The sequence below is a fragment of the Hymenobacter segetis genome, assembly GCF_054776495.1.
The window spans coordinates 1,889,429-1,909,148 of sequence record NZ_BAAHBV010000001.1 but is presented as its reverse complement, the minus strand read 5'-3'; the positions used below and the strand labels follow the sequence as shown (position 1 = coordinate 1,909,148).

Genomic DNA, 19,720 nt, shown 5'->3' with positions numbered 1-19,720 from the left:
GTTCATCCAATACCTTGTCATAGGCTCCCAGAGTTAGCTCGGTTTTAGTGTTTTGTACTTCCGCGCCCGCAGCCTGTTTCTCTCCCTTACTATTACTCGAAATAATCCCGCTAACTCCCATTTTAACCACCCTGGAGGCTAAACTACCTCTTGCTCTCCAGCGCAATGCGTTGAAGAAGGTGCTTAAAGTCTCTTGGGGCACGGCCGGAACCACCAGCATATGCGCTTTCCTACCATTCGCATCGAAGGGTCCATCCTCTCGGCCGACATTCTCGACAAGCTCGAAAACGCCGACCTGAGCGGCCAGCGTCCCACCGATTTTGGCCTACCCACCAACGCCAAGGTAAAAGATGAAATAGTCCGGGCCTGGACCGATGCCCAGGGCTTATGGCGCATGTTCAAGCGCCAGATGGAAAACGTGGCCCTCGACAAAACGGGTACCACCGAAACGCGCCGCTATTGGATGGTGCCCTTACTCGGCCTGCTCGGATACAACCCCGAGCTGCTGCGCGACACCCCGCGCATTGACGACAAAACCTACCCCATCAGCCACGCCGATACCAGCCGCGGCAACCTGCCCCTGCACATCATGGGCTTTCGGGATTCGCTTGACAAAAAGCGCGAAACCGGTGGCCCGCGTCTGTCGCCTCACGCCCTGGTGCAGGAATACATCAACCTGCACGAGCACCTCTACGGCTTGGTCACTAATGGCCTGCGCCTGCGCCTACTGCGCGACAGCAGCCGCCTAGTGCGCCTCAGCTTCGTGGAATTCGACCTCGAGCGCATGTTCGACGACGACCACTTCGCCGACTTCGCCGTGCTCTTCCGCCTTCTGCATGCCTCGCGTATGCCGGCCGCCGAAGCCGAAGGCGCCAGCTCGCTCATCGAGCACTACCACCAGGAAGCGCTGGAATCCGGCTCCCGCATCCGCGAAGGCCTCAGCAATGCCGTGTACCATTGCCTCAACGCTTTTGGCACCGGCTTTCTGCAACACCCCGACAACGAGGCCCTGCGCGAGCTAATAGAGCAGGAAAAGCTCAGCCCTAAGGAGTACCATCACGCCCTGCTGCGCCTCATCTACCGGCTGCTGTTCCTGCTGGTTACCGAAGAGCGCCACCTCTTGTTCCCGGCATTGCCCAAACCCGCCGACGAAGCCGCCCGCAAGGCCGCTGCCACCCAGCAAGCTCACGAACAGGTGTACCAGCAGTACTATAGCCTAGCCCGCCTGCGGCGCTTGTGCGAGCAGTCCCACGTATCCCACGACACCCGCTTTGCCGACCTCTGGCAGGGCCTCATGCGCACCTTCCGCCTGTTCGAGAGAGAAAGCCAGGGAGCTCCCCTCAGCATCAAGCCGCTGGCCGGTGAGCTATTCAGCTCCCGCGCCGTGGGCAGCCTCCCGGAGTGCCAGCTCGCCAACCATGTGCTGCTTAGCTGCATTAAGTCCCTCAACGAATTCCGCAACCCCAACACCAACCAAACCACCCGCGTTAACTACGGCGCCCTCGATGTCGAAGAGTTTGGCTCCGTGTACGAAGGCCTGCTCGACTACAACGCCGTCATTACCCAGGGCCCCGGCCGCTGGTCCTACAGCCTGCAAGCCGGCTCCGACCGCGCTTCCAGCGGCTCGCACTACACGCCCGAGCAACTGGTTCAGCCCCTCATCCGGCATTCCCTCGAGCACGTCATTGCCGACAAGCTAACCACTGCCAAAGCCACCGTGCTGGAAAAAGCCGGCCTAACCAAGTCCTCTGGCTCCTCCTCACTTTTGGAGCGAGGGTTGGGGGGCGAGGTGGCGCAGGCCCAGGCGGCCGCGCTACTGTCCATCCGCGTCTGCGATGTAGCCTGTGGCAGCGGCCACATGCTGCTTTCCGCCGCCCGCCGCTTGGCCGTGGAAGTAGCCCGCGTCCGTACCCAGGAAGACCAGCCCAGCCCCACAGCCCAGCGGCAAGCCATGCGCGATGTCATCAGCCAATGCATCTACGGGGTCGACTACAATCCTCTGGCCGTCGAACTATGCAAGGTGGCCCTTTGGCTCGAAGCCCACAACCCCGGCGAACCCCTCAACTTCCTCGACCACCACATTCGCTGCGGCAATGCCATCGTGGGCCTGGCCCGCGCCGAAGACCTGGAACGCGGCATCGCCGACGAAGCCTTCAAAAACCTGCCTAACGACGATAAAGCCGCTTCTGCCGCCCTGCGCAAACGCAACAAAGCCGAGAAGGCCATCCCCAACCAAACCAACCTTTTCCACGAGGCCACCAATGGCGACCTCTCCAACCTAGGCCGCGCCGCCGAGCAGGTGCGCCGCATGCCCGACCACTCCACCGCCGAAATCGAAGCCAAAGCAGCTGCCTACCAGCGCCTCTCCCGCGGGGCAGCCCGCCACCGTCTCGAGCAGCTGGCCAACCTGCAGGTTGCGCCATTCTTCATCCCCAAAACCCTCGCTACTGCCGACCACGTCCTCACTGATGCTGCCTACCGCCGCCACCTCACCGGTAAGCACGCCATCCAAGACCCAGCCGCCGCTTACGCTGCTGAAATAGCCACTGAGAAGCGGTTTTTCCATTGGTTTCTAGAGTTTCCTGATGTGATGGAAGTCAATGGGGGATTCGATTGTATCATAGGCAATCCACCCTTTTTGGGCGGCCTAAAACTGTCGACCAAATATGGCCATCAAATGCTTCATTGGCTTTATTCAGAATATGCGCCAATGGGAGGGACAGCCGATTTAGTTGGCTATTTTTTCCGCAGAGTATTTTCGCTACTTAAGCCTGGAGCATTTTTGTCGCTTATTTCAACAAAAACTATTTCACAAGGGGATACCCGTGTGGGCGCTTTAGAGGTAATTATTAATCAAGGAGGCACTATTAATCATGCTGTGCGCAGTATAAAATGGCCGGGAGAGGCAGCCGTTGATGTATCGTTACTTACAATTGTCAAGCGTACTTGGAACGGCCCTTTTATTTTAGACGAGAATGTTGTAGAAGAAATTACTCATCACTTAGATAGTGAGAGGGCAGCAAGTAGTCCACAACAGCTTCGATACAACGCGGGCAAAAGTTTTATTGGCTCATATGTATTGGGCAGCGGGTTTGTACTCACTCAGGCAGAAGTTGACGTTCTAATTAAACGTAATCATGCTAATGCTAACGTATTGCAACCTTATATAAATGGAGATGACTTAAATAATAATGCAGACCAGAGTCCCAGTCGTTGGGTAATTAATTTTCGGAATTGGCCATTACGCAGATATGATTATGCTGAGTGGAATGAATTAGATGCCAAGGAGCGCCAACGAATTGAGGAACGGTTAAAAGATGGAAGTTCAGAGGCTATTGCTCCGCCGGACTACGAGTTAGAAGTGGCTTCTGATTACCCCGACTGTTTATCTATCGTTGAAGAAAAAGTCAAGCCAGAAAGAACTAGACTAGGGGAGAATGGAGAGTATGCCCTACGTAAACCACTTCCACAGTTATGGTGGATTTACAGCGAAAAACGACCAGGTCTTTATTCTGCTCTAGCTAAACATGGCCATGCACTTGTAATAAATAGGTATTGTAAATACTTAGGGTTTTTTCCAAAATCCGAGGGGTTGGTTTTTACTGATTCTATAATTGTATTGACTGACATATCAGAAGAAGAAAATCTGATTTTAAATTCCACGTTTTTTGACAATTGGCTTTGGAAATATTGCTCAACAATGGGTTCGGTTACTTTGCGTTTTACTCCTACTTCTGGCTTTGAAACTTTCCCTTTTCTCTTGAATATCACAGATGAGAATCGGGTTGCTCTTCGGTCACTAAACAAAATATATATCGAGCACCGTCGTCAGCTTATGATAGACCTGAACCTCGGATTAACTAAAACCTATAACCTCTTACACACTTCCGACCTTTCGTTAACAGACATTACCAAAGCTGCCAAGCTTCCTGAGTTTTCTAACGTCGTAGACCTATACGAGCGGGTTTTGCACTTACGCGAGCTTCACCGCCAGATTGACGAAGCAGTAGCTGCTGCCTACGGCTGGTCGGACTTCGCCCTTGAACACGGCTTCCACGAACAGGAATACCTGCCCGAAAACGACCGGGTGCGCTATACCATCTCGCCTGCCGCCCGTCGTGAGGTGCTGCGCCGACTCCTGCAGCTCAACCACGAAATCCACGCCCGCGAAGTAGAAGAGCAGGCTGCCCTGGCCCTGGCCACCAAAGCCGCCAAGCCTGTACGTAAGAGCAAAGCCGGAGCTGTCCCCCAGTTGGCCCTTACTACCGCAACTCAGCATCTCGAAATCACTTCTGCTAAGCCTGCGGTAGAGAAGCCAGCCAAAGTCATCGACTTCTCCGATATTTTCCCCGATGAGGAGCTAGCAACTGCCACCCCCGTCGTTGCTTCGCCGCGCCCTTCGCGCCGCGCCGCGCCCTTCGAGCGCACCGTATTGGGCGGAGAAGTAATCCACCAGCTATATGGCTCCCCCGGCTTCGGCCACGTCAAGCTGATGAAAGCCATGGTGCTGCTCGACTTGCACGTCCTGCCCGAAGTAGACCTCGACACCCATTACTACCGCCAGGCCGCCGGCCCCTACGACAACGCCCTAATCCGCTCCCTCGACAGCCAGTTCGAGCAGCAGAAGTGGTACAAGGCCGTGCCCATCCCCGGTGGTGGCGCCCGCTACGATCGCCTCCCCAAAGCCGGCAGCCACCAGAAGTACTTCCCCGGCTATTGGGCCCCGCACCAACCCGAAATCAACCGCGTGCTCGACCTGCTGCGCCCGCTATCCATGCGCCAGTCCGAAATCGTCGCCACCCTCTACGTCGCCTGGAACGACCTGCTCCTCGATGGCAAAACCACCCCGCCCGACGCCCGCATCATCGAAGAGTCCACCACCGCCTGGAACGAAAGCAAACTAGGCATCAGCTCCGAAGAGTGGGAGTGGGGCTTCAACTTCATACGCCAAAACGACCTAGTTCCCCGCGGCCAGGGCCAGCACTCCCGCGTCGCCCCCGCCAAACGCTAATTCCATTTCTCGGTATGCCTACTCTTCCTAAAACTGCCTCCACTATTGTTACAGGCCATTCAGTCAAGCCCTACCTAAGCCTTGACCATATGGTAGCGTTTGCTTTAAGTGCTGCTTACAAGGCATTGCACGGCTGGTTACGTGGCCAACCTCATGATGAACTAGCGCTTCTCAATCGGCTGACGGAGGAACTTAGATATGGCACTTGCCCTGAATGGCCCGAAACAGCCAGGAGCCTAATTTATGACTTGCGACGACAGCTGTTTGTTTTGCACAAGAGAGGCGGTAAACAAAGTGGCGATGATGGGGGCACGGACGCTTACGGTGCAGACCTCGCCATAACTCTCAACATATTCAGCAGGCCTTTATCCATTGATGGGCCAGCCGGGCCCAGTGTATTTTCTAAGACAGCCTTATTTCAATTAAAAACGGATGAAAATTTCCGTACCAAGTTGGAGCGGAGACAATTACTGCAGCCGAGAGGGCTTGCTGGTCATAGCTTCGTGCTTTATGCTGATGAAACCAAAGCAGAATTTCGTGTACAAAGCACTAGGGAAACCATAAAACAGCTTGGACCTGAACCTGCAGAGTTAAAGGGAGAGAAGCCTCATGATGTTTTCACTCATGATTGGCAGACTTTAGCTGAATGGCTTGTCAGCTGGTTGACCTGCCAAGTAGGAGAATTCAGTACGGACGGGCAAAGACAAATTATCGAGCAGGCGCTGGACCGGTTTGGTATATGGAGAGAGGATGCCTCCTCACCATTAATTCGATTTAGACAAAATGCTAAGCGTCCAACTCCGGCAGATTATGAAAGCCTTGCAGGAGTTGGCAATACAGATTTGCCACTGACAGCGTCATGGCTAGTCATTGACATATACTCTTTTGCTTCGCCAAACGATTTCCAGTAATTGCACAATCTGATACATTTCCAGCATTTTTCTGTCAACACCTTCATTCTGCTAACCACTCGCTTCTTATATGGACATTTCGCCCGATAAACAAAATATTGACAAGGTTTTCTCTAACACAACCTACTACATTGATTTCTATCAGCGTCAGTACAAGTGGACAAAGGAGCCAGTGCTACGTTTGCTTGAGGATGTATATCACCGCTTCAGCGAAGAGTATAAGCGTCACGGTAATACATCAAATGATTTAGAAAAGGAGATTAGTAAATACGCTTGGTACTATCTCAATACCTATGTTACAAACAAGATTGATAACAAACTTTATGTAGTTGATGGCCAGCAGCGTCTCACCACGCTCACGCTTATTCTGATATACCTCCATCACCAAGCTGGCGAGTACAAATCGGTGCTACAGAATTGGCTGAGTAACAAAATCATTGGCCAGTCAGGGTTCAGTACTACCTTCTGGATGAATCATGAGGCGCACCTGTCTACCCTCAAAGCCCTCTATGACAAAAGTGCCCCTCTTGATAAGGTTGATGTAAGCTCGGGCATTACAGCTCGTAACCTAGTAGCCAACTACGAGGAAATAGAAAAGTGGCTGCGTCCGCGCTTAGAAAACCAGCACAAGTTCGAGCTATTCACGCTCTACTTCCTCCGCCGCCTGGTGCTCATCAACTTGGAAGTAGCCCAGACAGATGTACCGATGGTTTTTGAAGTTATCAATGACCGTGGCGTACGCCTGAAGCCTTATGAAATCCTGAAAGGGAAACTGTTGGGCCAGCTTGACAAAGAAGAGTTGGACCGCCTGGAATTGAATGAACTGTGGGAAGACCAAGTTGGCAAAATCAATGATTTTTGGGAAGATGCCATCGATGAATTCTTCTTCTATTACCTACGGTCAAAGCTGGCAAACACCATCGGCGAGGCGAAAAAATATGGCCAGGACGATTACCACCGGGTCATGTTTGAAGATGGTGCTGACCGATACTTTAAGCTCAGCCACAATCCCAAGGGTGTAACCGAATTTCTCCTTAAAGATTTTCAGTATTTCACCAATCTATTTGCTCGATTGCTGGAATACACAACAGAGTATAATGAGCAGCAGCCATACGTCTTCTTCAACAGCCTGAACGAAATTGATTCGCAATTTTTGCTCCTGATGTCTTCCTGCAGTCGCAACGACCCTGAAGAGGCAGCTAAAATTAAGGAAGTTTCTTATCAGACAGACCGATTGTTTTGCATGCTGCAACTCCAGCGGAGCTATGATAGCAATACTTGGGCACAGGCCACCTTCCGCATCAGCGCACGCATTAGGGAACAGCCGCTAGCAAGCATCCGGCCTGCTTTCGAGGATGAGCTGCGCGAGTTGCTCAGCACCAACCGCGGTGCGCCAGCTGATAATCTCTTCTCCTACGGCCTGTTCAAGGAAACTGGAATAGAGCTAAACAGGCGTTTCAAACGCTATTTTTTCGCTCGCATCGATGGCTTCATCGCCGACAATACCAATGTCAATATGAAGCACAATTACCAAGACCTAGTACTCAAAACTGGCTCGGTTAACGGCTTTCACATCGAGCACATTCTCTCCTACAATCGCCCAAACCAAGCCCTTTTCGGTAATGACGAAGAAGTGTTCGAGCGTGAGCGTAACCGCCTCGGTGGCCTTCTCCTATTAAAAGGCAAAGACAATATTTCGAGCAATAACGAGTCGTACACCAAGAAGCTCAAAAGCTACGCCAATACCCTCTATTGGAATGAGACGTTGCGCGAAGATGCCTACAAGTCGAAAAAGGATTTCCAGCATATGATGAGCACATATGGACTCAAATTCCAACCTCTCCCTGCCTTTGGCCCGGATGAATTGGAGGAACGACATAAACTGTTGTTTGACATCGCTTCTATAATCTGGAAGTAACCTGATTGGAAATTTGGATTACATCCTAACCACTTATTCAACATGAGCAAGCAAGCGTTTATCGACAGTCTCTTTACAAAGCGGGCCACTTACACCGACCCTGACCAGGCTGAAATGGCTGCTAATATGCTCGAAACACTTTCGAGTGATATTTATACCGAAAGCCAGCGCTTTGTCTTTGAGCTAATACAAAATGCAGACGATGCCGCGCACGAAGCCGGCAACGAGGTGCGCTTTGACTTTTTTGAGAACTACCTTCTCGTTTCGCACAATGGGTCTCCTTTCACTGTAACCGATATAGAGTCCATAACTGGAGCTGGTTCCAGCAGTAAGAAGAATGACCCCACCAAAACTGGCTACAAAGGCATTGGTTTTAAGTCTGTGTTCGGTAAGTCTGATTGGGTTGGCATTTTCTCCGATGGTTACCATTTTCGCTTTGAGAAGGAGTTTCATACCGCCCTCTTACCCTGGCAAGTCATTCCCATCTGGACGGAAGCCAGCGCCCTAGCTAGTGAGGTTCGTCGCTTTGTTGAAACCAGCGACTATCATGTCACTACAGCTATTCAACTGCCCGATGCAGCAGCCCTTGAACATGAATTAGCCGAATTGCTTCACAATGGCCAGATTCTGTTGTTTTTGCGCCAAGTCAATATAATCAAAGTTGCCCGGCAAGGACAGGTACAGTACACGATTTCCAAAACCGTAGAGCCGGCTACCTCCGCCTATCAGCCCACAACGCTGTGGAAGGACCGAAAAGTCACCAGCAATTGGCTAGTGCAACGCTTCGACCAGTTACCAGTTGATGCCGATACGCAAAAGGCATTGCGTGCCGATAAGAAAACCCCGGCGAAGCTCCGCAACTGTAGCCATACTGAACTCGCTTTTGCGGCCCGTGTCGATAGCGGCCGCATTCGGGCACTCACCGCCGAGGAGAGTTTGCTGTTTACCTACCTTCCGACCAAGGTTGCCGACTTCAGCTTTCCATTTCTGGTGAATGGCAGTTTCCTTACTAGTGCCGCCCGCGAAGGCCTACACGAAGACCGGGTATGGAACCAGTGGCTCTTGGGACTGGTAGCCGACAACCTATTCACCTGGCTGGCTCAGCTTGCGCAGACACCGCACCGATACGAGGTACTACACTTGCTGCCGACGCTATTTCCAACCTCCGGCAACGAGTTAAAGATAGCCTTTACCGAAAAAGCCAAGCAGGCAATTGCAACGTGCGCCTTCGTTCCAACCCAAAGCCAGACGCTGGCCCGCGTTAGCGAAGTGGTTATTGACGATACCGGCCTGGCGAGTCAGGCTTTCATCTCGAAGGAAGCCCTGGTAGAGTTCATGAATGCCAAAACAGGCAGCCATTTCTCCCCCTCATCTTTCGCTCACGTCGACCTACAACGCCCCCAGAAGCTGCAGGCCCTCGGGGCTACGCTGTTTGAAGCCAGCAACTTGGAAGAATTCTTTCTTTCTGATGTGTTTGCAGCCAGTCACCAGCTCGACCAGAACTATTCGCTGCTCGAATACTTCTTTCGCAAAGCCACCAAGTACGACACCACCGGCGAGTGGAAGCATAAGCTCAAGCTCATCCCATTCATTTACAGTTCCGACCAGCAGCTAAAAGCACCTGCTACTATCTGCTTCCCCTCACTTGCCTATAAAACAGAATCTGGCCAGACCGTTACTGTTATCCATCCCACCGTCTATGCCAAACTCAACCAGCACGCTGACCTCAAAAGCTGGCTCGAGTCTTTGGGAGTCAAAGAGCCGTCCGATGAAGCCTATCTAGAGAACGAAATCCTCGGCAACATTGAAAAGTGCATTACCCCTGAAAACTATCAGCAGCTTACTCGTTACCTTTTTAGTCAATTCAAGAAAGGAAAGCTGACTTCCATTCACTTGGAAAAGCTACAGGACTTACGCTTGCTCTGCTCAAACGGCAAAATGCTTGCGGCCAAAGAATGCTACCTGGCTGATGCGTATGAGCCCGTACTTAAGCTCCAGGAAAGAAATAAGTTGGGGGACTTCGTTGGTTTCGAATACAAGCAAGAAAAAGACTTAACCAGCGAATGGAAGTCATTTCTTATCAAACTTGGTGTAAGCGAAAATATCTCTTTGTCAAGCTTTAGATGCAAGAAAATTGTTACTAAAGGTATAGAGCCGGAATACTTTGATTTAGTGATAGAGCAAGCCAAGAAAAGCAATGGATATCCCCACCTTATAGGTGCTGATAACATAGTAATTCTTGATAAAATAAGGTTTTCGCAATTCGCCGTTAATTATCAATTTTCTAAGCTTTTTTGGGAACAAGCTTTTAGCAATATCAACCCCACAGACGCGAAAAAGTACGCCCGAATGCCGTGGGGTTATTATGGCAGTGCAGAAGCGGTAACCAACTACCTGCACTGGTACTTAGAAAACTGCACTGTTTTTCCAACCAGCCAGAAGACCTGCCGCAAAGCAGTTGATGTATTCTCCAACCGTAAGGATATTGCTGAAGTCGCTGGCGCACACCTACCGGTCTTCGACTATGATGAGCCAATTCCCGAAGTTTGGAAGTCACTCCTAAAGTTTCGGCAGCAATTGGAGGTAGAAGACTATCTGAAAGTCTTAGCAAGTATTGCGAAAACTTCTGTTGAACGAAATGGGGCAGTAAGCGACACTGAGCGTGGCCGGATTGGATTGGTTTATAATCAACTGGCCACACGAATGCCTCAGTTTTCGTCAACTGAGAAAGCTGCCTTGTTTACCTGGTCAGGTAATAACCGCTTGCTGGCCGCCAACGGTGGCTTCGAACCGGCCGGGGAGTTAAAATGGATTACTGAGGAAGGATTTAATTCCGTATCAGGGGGCAGCCTAAAAGCTCTCTACATTCCAAAAAACTGCCAGACGGACACCCCCGAGTTTGCCCAATTATTGGAAATGTTGCAGATACAGTGCATCCGGGAGTTTACGCCTCAAATTAAGGACCACAGCCCCAACCCTGCACTTAAAAACAAGCTGCTCCAGATTCTGCCCTATCTGGCACTTATCATTCACAAGCGGCAGTATAAGTCAGCCGAAGGCGAGTTCAATCGCATGAATAAGATTGTAGAAGCAACTACCTTCTACTCGGCATCCTCCATTTGTCTCTCCTTCACGTACCGGGGCGAAACGTTCAATGGGCAGCCCTTACCCATCTTCCGTGGTGCTGATAGCAGTTTCTACTTGAAAGGTAACTGGCGTAGTCCCCTCACTGCGTACCACCTACTCCGTGAGCTCAGCGCGTTGCTAGAGGTGAAGAAGACTGATAATGAGTTACGCTTACTTCTAGAACTGCCAAGCGCTGAGATAGAACAATGGCTGTTGGAGGATGTGGGTGTAGCGCCTGCTGATTTAAACGCCGCCCTCGATTGGTTACCCAAAGCGACTAGTCCGGAATCAGCCCCAGTTGTGCCAACCCCTGAGAGCCTTGCTTCGGTGCAGCCCAAAACCAGCCTCGATACGAATGGTTTTGAAGAATCGCCCGATAGTTCTGATTGGGGAGATGAGAGTTTTGAGCCCAGCGTCTCAGCTGATGAAATTGACCCGGCCTCGATTAGTGTTAGTAACCGAACCTTAACTGCAGCCACCATCACTCAGCAAGGCACCTACGGTACAATTAGCAACCCGGAAGTCCGGCTCAACATCGGGCGCTGGTGCGAAGAACTAGTTTATAAAATGCTGTGTGCCGCTTCAACTGAGTTTACTAACGTAAAGTGGATGAACCAGCACGCTGAGAGCAGTCTGCCGTATGACTTCAAAGTTATTCAGAAAGGACAAGAACGTTTTCTGGAAGTAAAAGGGACACCATCCCGTCTCAAAGACAGTATCTACCTTTCTCCCGCCGAGTGGCGCGTTATGTTTGACCAAGGAGTAAATTATTCTATATATCGGGTCCTAGGTGCCGGAAATTCTGATCCTACAGTTATAGTTACTGACCATCCCAGCATTCAAATTGAAAAAGGTCAACTTCTGCCTGCTAAAATTGAATTGATACTTTCCTAGTGATAAACGTCTAGCCCCACGCTTTATCCATCTGCTGTCTTTTCTGCTCATCGGCTACCTTTGCATAGCGCATTAATGTTTTGATATCCTTATGAGTAGTAAACTTCTGTACTACTTCCAGAGACATACCACGCTCCAAACTCTGGGTCACAAATGTGCGCCGTCCAGTATGGGAAGAGAGTAAGGTATATTTCGGTACCCGCTTTTCAATCCGTTTGCTGCCTTGATAGTGTACCACAAGCGTTGATTTATCGATTCCGCAGTACTGGCCGAGTTCTTTTACATACTCGTTAAGCTTCTGTTGGGATAACTTTGGCAACCCATCGGGATATCGCTCCAAGATAGTGCGAGAGTATTGGTTCAGATCCACTCGGAGCCAATCCCCAGTTTTGACAGTACGTAACACGAGTTGGTCGTTATCAATGCTTTCGGGATGTATTTTACTGAAATCAGAATGGCGTAGGCCAGTGGTGCACCCTAAGACGAACAGGTCCCGCACTTTGGATAATTTTGGCTTAGTAGACAAATCAGCCTCGAAGAGCGTTTGTAATTCACTTTGAGTTAGGTAAGTAATATCTGCTTCCGTATGCTTTAGGAGCTTAAACTTCCGGAATGTGGTATTTTCCGTCAGGCCCTTGTCTAGCGCATAGCTCATAACCACTTTGACCCGTTTGATTTGGTTGTTAGCGGTGCCATTTGTTAGCTCTAATTCCTTAGTCAGAAACTTCACCCAATCGTGGTAAAAGTTGGTATCCAGCTGAGCTAAGGTCAGATTAAGGCTTCTTGCTGCTGCGTATGCTTTAAGATGATTTAACGTGCTCTTATAATGCTTGACTGTTCCGTGCGCTTTGGAAGCACTGGTAGCGTCAATATATTCTGCGAACAGCTGGAGAAAGTCTTTCTGTATGTGCTGTTCCGACTTTGTCAATTCAGGCGTCTGTTCAGCGGAAGGAAGGAGTTTTTTCAGCCGTTCTTCGACAAGGGCAAAAGAAGGATCCTCGCCAGCTAGGATAGCCGCTTGGGCAATCTTGTCTATGCGCCCTTTGATAACCTGTAGCCGGGTATAGAACTCTTGTATTTCTTTGGTGTTACCAATCGGTTTGCCTGCGGCACTATTCCAGCGTTCAGGTTCAATACTGAAACCAGTGCTAAATTTCTTTTTAGCGCTCTTATGAGTGTACTGAACGTAAATCGTAGTCTTATCAAAGTTTTTCCGGTCGCTGCGGATAACCAGTTTTGTAGAGGCCATGGGTGGGGGATATCATGCTTTTTTGATGGGCTAATCAAAGGTAAGTAAAAATTTGAGTGGGGCCGCTAGTGGGACCGTGAACTTAAATAAAAGGAGGTAAAGTATAATAAACGGCTTCTGATAATGTTGTTTTAGGGCCTGCTGAGAAGGTTTAATAGATAAATTGAAGTAATATCATGTGATTCCAGCGGGATCACAGCAAAAAGCCCCATTCTGGAAACAGGATGGGGCTTTTTCATTGGCGTTGGTCCAGTTGCGGCTGCTTTGGGGGTGTGGGATTCCCTACGTGTGGGAACGATACGAAAAGGCCCATAGCCATTAGCGTTGAGCTAATAACCATAGGCCTTTACTTGGACTAATAACAGATTGCCGCGCAGCGGGGAACCGTTTTCTCCACAATATCTACCGCTTGCTGAGGCATTCCTGCTACTTTAGCAGCTCGTGCAGCACGGTTTGCATGGAAATAGTGCGGTTGCCGGCTTCCTGGATGATGAGCGAACCAGGCGCGTCGAGCACGGCGTCGGATACCTCCACGTTGCGGCGCACGGGCAGGCAGTGCAGGAATTTGGCACCGTCGGTGAGGGCCATGTGCTCGGGGGTGAGCATCCAAGAGGGGTCGTTCCCGAGTACCTGACCGTAATTGAGGTAGCTGCTCCAGTTTTTGGCCTGCACGTAGTCGGCCCCTTCGAGAGCTTTCTTTTGGTCGTATTCGATGCGGGCGCCTTTGGTGAATTTGGGTTCCAGCTCGTAGCCCTCGGGGTGGGTGATGACGAAATCAATCCAGTCGATTTCCGAAAACCAATCGCAGAAGGAATTGGGCACGCACTGGGGCAAGGCGCGCACGTGCGGGGCCCAGGTGAGCACCACTTTCACGCGCTCCTTCTGCTTGGTTTCGGCTACCGTGATGAGGTCGGCGAACGACTGCAGGGGGTGCAGCGTGGCGCTTTCCAGGCTGATGACGGGCACGGTGGCGTATTGCAGAATCTTGTTGAACACGACTTCGCCGTAGTCCTCGGCCTTGTCCTTGAGGGTGGGGAAGGTGCGCACGCCCAGCACGTCGCAGTACTGGCTCATCACCGCAATGGCGTCCTTGATGTGTTCCTGGGTGCCGCCGTTCATCACCGCGCCGTCGGCCATTTCCAGCGTCCAGGAGTCGGCACCGGCGTTGAGCACCCAGGCTTGCGCGCCCAGGTTGTAGGCCGCCTTCACCGAGCTGAGCCGGGTGCGCAGGCTGGGGTTGAAGAAAATGAGCCCGACGGTTTTGTTGCGCCCAATGTGCTGGTAGCCGTAGGGGTTGGCCTTGATATCCAAGGCTTGCTGCAACAGGGCTTTGTAGTCGCCCGCATCAGCGAAGGAGGTGAAGTTTTTCATAGGAGTTTAGTGTCAAAAAGAACGTCATGCTGAGCGAAGTCGAAGCATCTCTACTGCGCAAGTAATTTGATTTACTACTGCAGTAGAGATGCTTCGACTTCGCTCAGCATGACGTTCTATATAAAATGACGTTCTATATAAAAGTTGCTTTTGCTGTGATTCTGCTGAGCTACATCGCCTTATACTCGTTCCAGCTCTTAATCTTCAAGTCCTTCATTTCCAGCGTGCAGAAGGCTTGGATAAACGCCTTCGCCAGCCGCGCATTCGTTAGCAGCGGGATGCCAAAATCCACGGCCGTGCGGCGGATTTTGTAGTCGTTGTCCAACTCGCCTTTCGACAGGTTTTTGGGGATATTAATAACCAGGTCAATTTTCTTCTCCTTCAAATACGTCAGCACGTTGGGCTCCACGTGGTCGTCGGGCCAGAAGAGGAGGCTGCTGGGCACGTTGTTTTCGGCGAAGAATCGGTGCGTGCCTTGGGTGGCGTAAATCTGGTAGCCCTTTTTCACGAGTAGCTCCACGGCCGATAGCAGGGCCAATTTCGACTTAATGGGGCCGCCGGAAATGAGCACTGATTTTTGCGGGATTTTGTAGCCCACGCTCAGCATCGATTTCAGCAGGGCCTCCTCGGCGGTGTCGCCCAGGCAGCCTACTTCGCCGGTGCTCACCATGTCCACGCGCATCACCGGGTCGGCACCGGGCAGGCGGGTGAAGGAGAACTGCGGGGCCTTCACGCCCACGAAGGGCAGGTCGTAGACTCGCTCGCTCTCGTCACGCTCCACTTTCTTGCCCAGCAGGATTTGCGTGGCTTTTTTGATGAGGTTGTTGCCCGATATTTTCGACACGAAGGGGTAGCTACGCGAGGCGCGCAAGTTGCACTCAATCACGCGGATGACACCGTTTTTTTCCAGGAACTGGATGTTGAACGGGCCGCTGATTTCGTAGCGCTTGGCAATCTTTTCGGCGATGATTTTCAGCTTGCGGATGGTGCCTACGTACACCCGTTGAGGCGGGTAATACATGGTGGCGTCGCCAGAGTGCACGCCGGCAAACTCCACGTGCTCGGAAATGGCGTAGCTCACGATTTCGCCGTGGTCGGCCACCGCATCCAGCTCAATCTCCTTGGCTTCCTGGATGAACTCGGATACCACTACCGGGTATTCGTCGCTCACTTCGGCGGCGGTTTGCAGAAATAATTCCAGCTCGAAGTTGTTGGAAACCACATTCATGGCCGCGCCCGACAGTACGTAGCTAGGACGAATGAGCACCGGAAAACCAACTTCCTTCACGAACTCCTGCATGGCGGCCAGCGAGGTCAGCTCCTTCCAGCGCGGCTGGGCAATGCCCAACTCGTCCATGATGCTGCTGAATTTGTGACGGTTCTCGGCCTCGTCGATGCGGGCGGCCGAAGTGCCTAGGATGGGCGCGTGGGCTTCTTCGAGGCGGGTGGCGAGGTTGTTGGGAATCTGGCCGCCAGTACTCAGAATCACGCCGCCGGGCTGCTCAAAATCCAGGATGTCCATCACCCGCTCGAAGCTCAACTCCTCGAAATACAGCCGGTCCGACACATCGTAGTCGGTCGAAACGGTTTCGGGATTGTAGTTGATAATGATGGTTTTGTAGCCCTCAGCCGCTGCCGTTTGCACGGCCTGCACGCCGCACCAGTCAAACTCCACCGACGAGCCGATGCGGTATACGCCCGAGCCCAGCACCACCACTGACTTCTCGGTTTCGCGCGCCAGGTCGTTTTCGGTGCCGTGGTAAGTGGTGTAGAGGTAGTTGGTTTTGGCCGGAAACTCGGCCGCCAGCGTGTCAATCTGCTTCACCACGGGCAGCACGCCCAAGGCCTTACGGCGGGCGCGCACCAGTAGCTCGTCGGCCTTCACGTCGCCCTCGCCCAACAGCTTCACGGCAATCTGCTGGTCGGAGAAACCGGCCTTCTTTACGTCGCGCAGGAGCTTGGTTTCCAGGCCATCAATACCGGTCGCACGACCGGCGGCCAGCTGCTTGCCCAGCTCGAAAATGGTGTGCAAACGCTGCAAAAACCAGTGGTCAATCTTAGTCAGCTCATGCACCTGCTCCAGCGTGTAGCCGGCTTCAAACGCGCTGTTGATGGCGAAGATGCGCTCCTCGTTCGGCTCGCTCAGGAGCTGGTCGATGGCGGCGTTGTCCAGCTCGTCCTCGGGCCGGTTGGCCACGAAGCCGCGCTTGCCGGTGTCCAGCATCCGCAGGCCTTTCTGGATGGCTTCCTCGAAGGATTTGCCGATGGCCATGACCTCGCCTACGCTCTTCATGGCGCTGCCAATCTGGCGGTTAACGCCCGCAAACTTGCCCAAATCCCAGCGCGGCAGCTTCACCACCACGTAGTCGAGCGCCGGCTCGAAGAAGGCCGAAGTCGTCTGCGTCACGCTGTTTTTCAGCTCGGCCAGCGAGTAGCCCAGGCTCAGCTTGGCGGCCACGAAGGCCAGCGGGTAGCCCGTGGCCTTGGAGGCCAGCGCCGAGGAGCGCGACAGGCGCGCGTTCACCTCAATCACGCGGTAATCCTCCGACACGGGGTCCAGCGCGTACTGAATGTTGCACTCGCCCACGATGCCCAGGTGGCGAATGGTCTTGATGCCGATGCTGCGCAGCTTGTGGTACTCGCGGTTGCTCAGCGTCTGCGACGGGGCTACCACGATGCTCTCACCGGTATGAATGCCGATGGGGTCGAAGTTCTCCATGTTGCAGACCGTGATGCAGTTATCATAAGCATCGCGCACCACTTCGTACTCCACTTCCTTCCAGCCCTTCAGCGATTCTTCCACCAGAATCTGGTCGGACGTAGTGAAGGATTTTTGGGCCAGCGCCCGCAGCTCGTCTATGTTGTTGGCGAAGCCGCTGCCCAGTCCGCCCAGCGCAAACGCCGCCCGCACGATGATGGGGAAACCGATTTTTTCGGCCGCCGCCAGTGCGTCGTCCATGGTCGTCACGGCCACGCTGCGGGCCGAGAGCACGCCAATCTGCTCCAGCTTCTCCTTGAAAATATCCCGGTCCTCGGTGTCGATGATGCTCTGCACGGGCGTGCCCAGCACCTTCACGTTATACTTCTCGAACACGCCGGCGCGGTACAGGGCCACGGCGCAGTTCAGCGCCGTCTGGCCGCCGAAGGCCACCAGAATGCCATCGGGCTGCTCTTTTTTGATGACTTCCTCCACGAAGTAGGGCGTCACGGGCAGGAAGTACACGTCGTCGGCAATGTTGTCCGACGTCTGCACGGTGGCAATATTGGGGTTAATGAGGATGGTGCGGATGCCTTCCTCCTTCAGCGCCTTGAGGGCCTGCGAGCCGGAATAATCGAACTCCCCGGCCTCGCCAATTTTCAGCGCGCCGGAACCAAGGATGAGAACTTTGTTGGGTTTGTTCATTCTAAAGGGTGTGTTCTTTTTATGCTCTGGCGGAATAGAAAGCCCGTCATGTTGAGCGAAGCGCAGCGAAGTCGAAACATCTCTACTGCTTCGTTACTTTTTCAAATAAATCGACCCAAATACTACGCGGGTCTTCTTTGGTTTCAACTAGCTTTTCTCCAGGCAACAAATCAGTTTGATTTGGGTAGATGAGGAGATGTCGCTGACATTCTTTAATGTTGTAAAAGCGTGTGTTTCCTGGAAAATAAACTCCGATGAAGTACGCCATGCCATGCGAAGGCGCGCTATCTGGAATTTCCATTTTGGGTAAGTCAGCAATCCGCTGTTTTCGATAGAATGAAAACAGCGTATCAGCGTGTGGATATTTTACCGAAATGGACGGTTTGCAATTTTGAAGGGACTTAGAATAGGTCTTGCCTGATGCTTGCCAAAATACTGTTGCAGACTCTGGTACTCCATTGTCGTAGTAGTATTGAAACGTCATGACAGCATCTGCTTTGTGTTGCAGGGAAGCCAGTATTTGCTTTAGTGAATCGGCTAAACAAAAATTAGAGCCGACGGCTACTTTTTTCAAATGCCGAGTGTTTTGACCTACACAAGTATAGGCCGAACAAACAATCAGCGAGAGAAGCAATAGCTGCTTAAGTTTCATGGAGAATCAGGCTTAAAAGTCGTTAACGACAAGACGCAATTATGCGTCTCTACTTCGCCTTATACTCCGCCACCGCTTTCAAAAAGTCGTCAAACAGGAACCCTGTATCCTCCGGACCGCCTGCGGCTTCGGGATGGAATTGCGTTGAGAAGAACGGCTTGGTTTTGTGCTTGATGCCTTCGCAGGTGCCGTCATTCAGGTTTTCAAACAACATTTCCCACTCAGCGGGCAGCGTGGCGGTGTCTACTGCGAAGCCGTGGTTTTGGCTGGTGATGTAGCAGTGCTGCGTGCCGGTGAGCTTCACGGGCTGGTTGTGGCTGCGGTGGCCATATTTCAGCTTGAAGGTGTCGCCGCCCGCGGCCAGGCCCATGAGCTGGCTGCCCAGGCAGATGCCGAAAATTGGCTTGTCCTGCTGAAGGGCTTTTTTCAGATGGGCGATGGTGGCCTCGCACATTTTGGGGTCGCCGGGGCCGTTGCTCAGGAACAGGCCGTCGTAGTCCAGAGTCGTGAAATCGTAGTCCCAGGGCACCCGAATCAGCTCCACGTCGCGCTCCAGGAAGCAGCGGATGATGTTGGTTTTGGTGCCGCAGTCTACCAGTGCGATTTTATACTTGCCGTGGCCATAGTGCTGCACCCCGGGCTGGCTCACCTGGGCCACCAGATTGTCGAGGTTAGGGTCGTGCAGGGGCACGTCGGTTTCGGCCACGATTTTGCCCAGCATGGCGCCTTTCTCGCGCAGCTTCTTGGTGAGCATGCGGGTATCGACGCCGAAAATGCCGGGGATGTTGTACTCCTTAAGCCAGTCGCCGAGGCTTTTGGCGGCGTTCCAGTGGCTGTGCTCCTCGGAGTAATAGTTCACCACCAGCCCGGCAATGTGAATTTTGTCGGACTCGAAAATGGTGGAAATCGACTCGTACAATTCTTCGCCGGGCACGCCGTAGTTGCCCACCATGGGGTAGGTGAGCACCAGAATCTGGCCGGCGAAGGACGGGTCGGTGAGGTTTTCGGGATAGCCGGTCATGGCCGTGCTGAATACCACTTCGCCCGCCGATGAGGTGAACGCGCCGAAGGAAGTGCCCTCGATTTCGGTGCCGTCTTCGAGGATGAGTTTGACCTGTTTCGTATTTTCCAAGGTAGGGTTTATATTAAAAAAACGGCTGAATGCGAAGCGCTTCAGCCGTTTTC

Annotated in this window: 9 protein-coding genes; 4 read left to right on the top strand and 5 right to left on the bottom strand. The window is 52.4% G+C overall.

Annotated elements, in window-relative coordinates; genetic code table 11:
• Positions 1-220 precede the first annotated feature (220 nt).
• From ACYU70_RS07925 to ACYU70_RS07910, 4 genes are all read left to right on the top strand, one after another.
• Entirely contained in the window at positions 221-5,011 is a 4,791-nt protein-coding gene (locus tag ACYU70_RS07925) for an Eco57I restriction-modification methylase domain-containing protein (protein ID WP_342295447.1), read from the top strand.
• Positions 5,012-5,025: 14 nt separating this feature from the next.
• On the top strand, positions 5,026-5,922 hold the full coding sequence (locus ACYU70_RS07920; protein WP_342295445.1) for a hypothetical protein: 897 nt from the start codon (positions 5,026-5,028) through the stop codon (positions 5,920-5,922).
• Between the two features lie 70 nt (positions 5,923-5,992).
• On the top strand, positions 5,993-7,840 hold the full coding sequence (locus ACYU70_RS07915) for a DUF262 domain-containing protein (protein ID WP_342295443.1): 1,848 nt from the start codon (positions 5,993-5,995) through the stop codon (positions 7,838-7,840).
• A gap of 42 nt (positions 7,841-7,882) precedes the next feature.
• The gene (locus tag ACYU70_RS07910) at positions 7,883-11,860 is read left to right on the top strand and encodes a sacsin N-terminal ATP-binding-like domain-containing protein (protein ID WP_342295441.1); all 3,978 of its coding nucleotides are present in this window, start codon (positions 7,883-7,885) and stop codon (positions 11,858-11,860) included.
• A gap of 10 nt (positions 11,861-11,870) precedes the next feature.
• Here ACYU70_RS07910 and ACYU70_RS07905 read toward each other — a convergent pair whose 3' ends face one another.
• From ACYU70_RS07905 to carA, 5 genes are all read right to left on the bottom strand, one after another.
• A complete protein-coding gene (locus ACYU70_RS07905; protein ID WP_342295439.1) occupies positions 11,871-13,109 on the bottom strand; it encodes a site-specific integrase in 1,239 nt (412 codons plus the stop codon).
• A gap of 426 nt (positions 13,110-13,535) precedes the next feature.
• Positions 13,536-14,480, bottom strand: coding sequence for a Rossmann-fold NAD(P)-binding domain-containing protein (locus tag ACYU70_RS07900; protein ID WP_342295438.1), 945 nt, complete (start codon positions 14,478-14,480; stop codon positions 13,536-13,538).
• Positions 14,481-14,649: 169 nt separating this feature from the next.
• Positions 14,650-17,883, bottom strand: a complete 3,234-nt coding sequence (carB, locus tag ACYU70_RS07895; protein WP_342295436.1) for a carbamoyl-phosphate synthase (glutamine-hydrolyzing) large subunit — start codon at positions 17,881-17,883, stop codon at positions 14,650-14,652.
• Positions 17,884-17,965: 82 nt separating this feature from the next.
• Complete coding sequence (locus ACYU70_RS07890) at positions 17,966-18,535, bottom strand: hypothetical protein (RefSeq protein ID WP_342295435.1); 570 nt, start codon at positions 18,533-18,535, stop codon at positions 17,966-17,968.
• 49 nt (positions 18,536-18,584) lie between these two features.
• Complete coding sequence (gene carA, locus ACYU70_RS07885; protein ID WP_342295433.1) at positions 18,585-19,667, bottom strand: glutamine-hydrolyzing carbamoyl-phosphate synthase small subunit; 1,083 nt, start codon at positions 19,665-19,667, stop codon at positions 18,585-18,587.
• Between the last annotated feature and the right edge of the window lie 53 nt (positions 19,668-19,720).

Excerpts from the sequence above, each read along its gene's own strand:
- ACYU70_RS07890 (WP_342295435.1), bottom strand. The coding sequence starts at position 18,535 with ATGAAACTTAAGCAGCTATTGCTTCTCTCGCTGATTGTTTGTTCGGCC.
- carB (WP_342295436.1), bottom strand. The coding sequence starts at position 17,883 with ATGAACAAACCCAACAAAGTTCTCATCCTTGGTTCCGGCGCGCTGAAA.
- ACYU70_RS07915 (WP_342295443.1), top strand. The coding sequence starts at position 5,993 with ATGGACATTTCGCCCGATAAACAAAATATTGACAAGGTTTTCTCTAAC.
- ACYU70_RS07925 (WP_342295447.1), top strand. The coding sequence starts at position 221 with ATGCGCTTTCCTACCATTCGCATCGAAGGGTCCATCCTCTCGGCCGAC.
- ACYU70_RS07900 (WP_342295438.1), bottom strand. The coding sequence starts at position 14,480 with ATGAAAAACTTCACCTCCTTCGCTGATGCGGGCGACTACAAAGCCCTG.
- ACYU70_RS07910 (WP_342295441.1), top strand. The coding sequence starts at position 7,883 with ATGAGCAAGCAAGCGTTTATCGACAGTCTCTTTACAAAGCGGGCCACT.
- ACYU70_RS07905 (WP_342295439.1), bottom strand. The coding sequence starts at position 13,109 with ATGGCCTCTACAAAACTGGTTATCCGCAGCGACCGGAAAAACTTTGAT.
- ACYU70_RS07920 (WP_342295445.1), top strand. The coding sequence starts at position 5,026 with ATGCCTACTCTTCCTAAAACTGCCTCCACTATTGTTACAGGCCATTCA.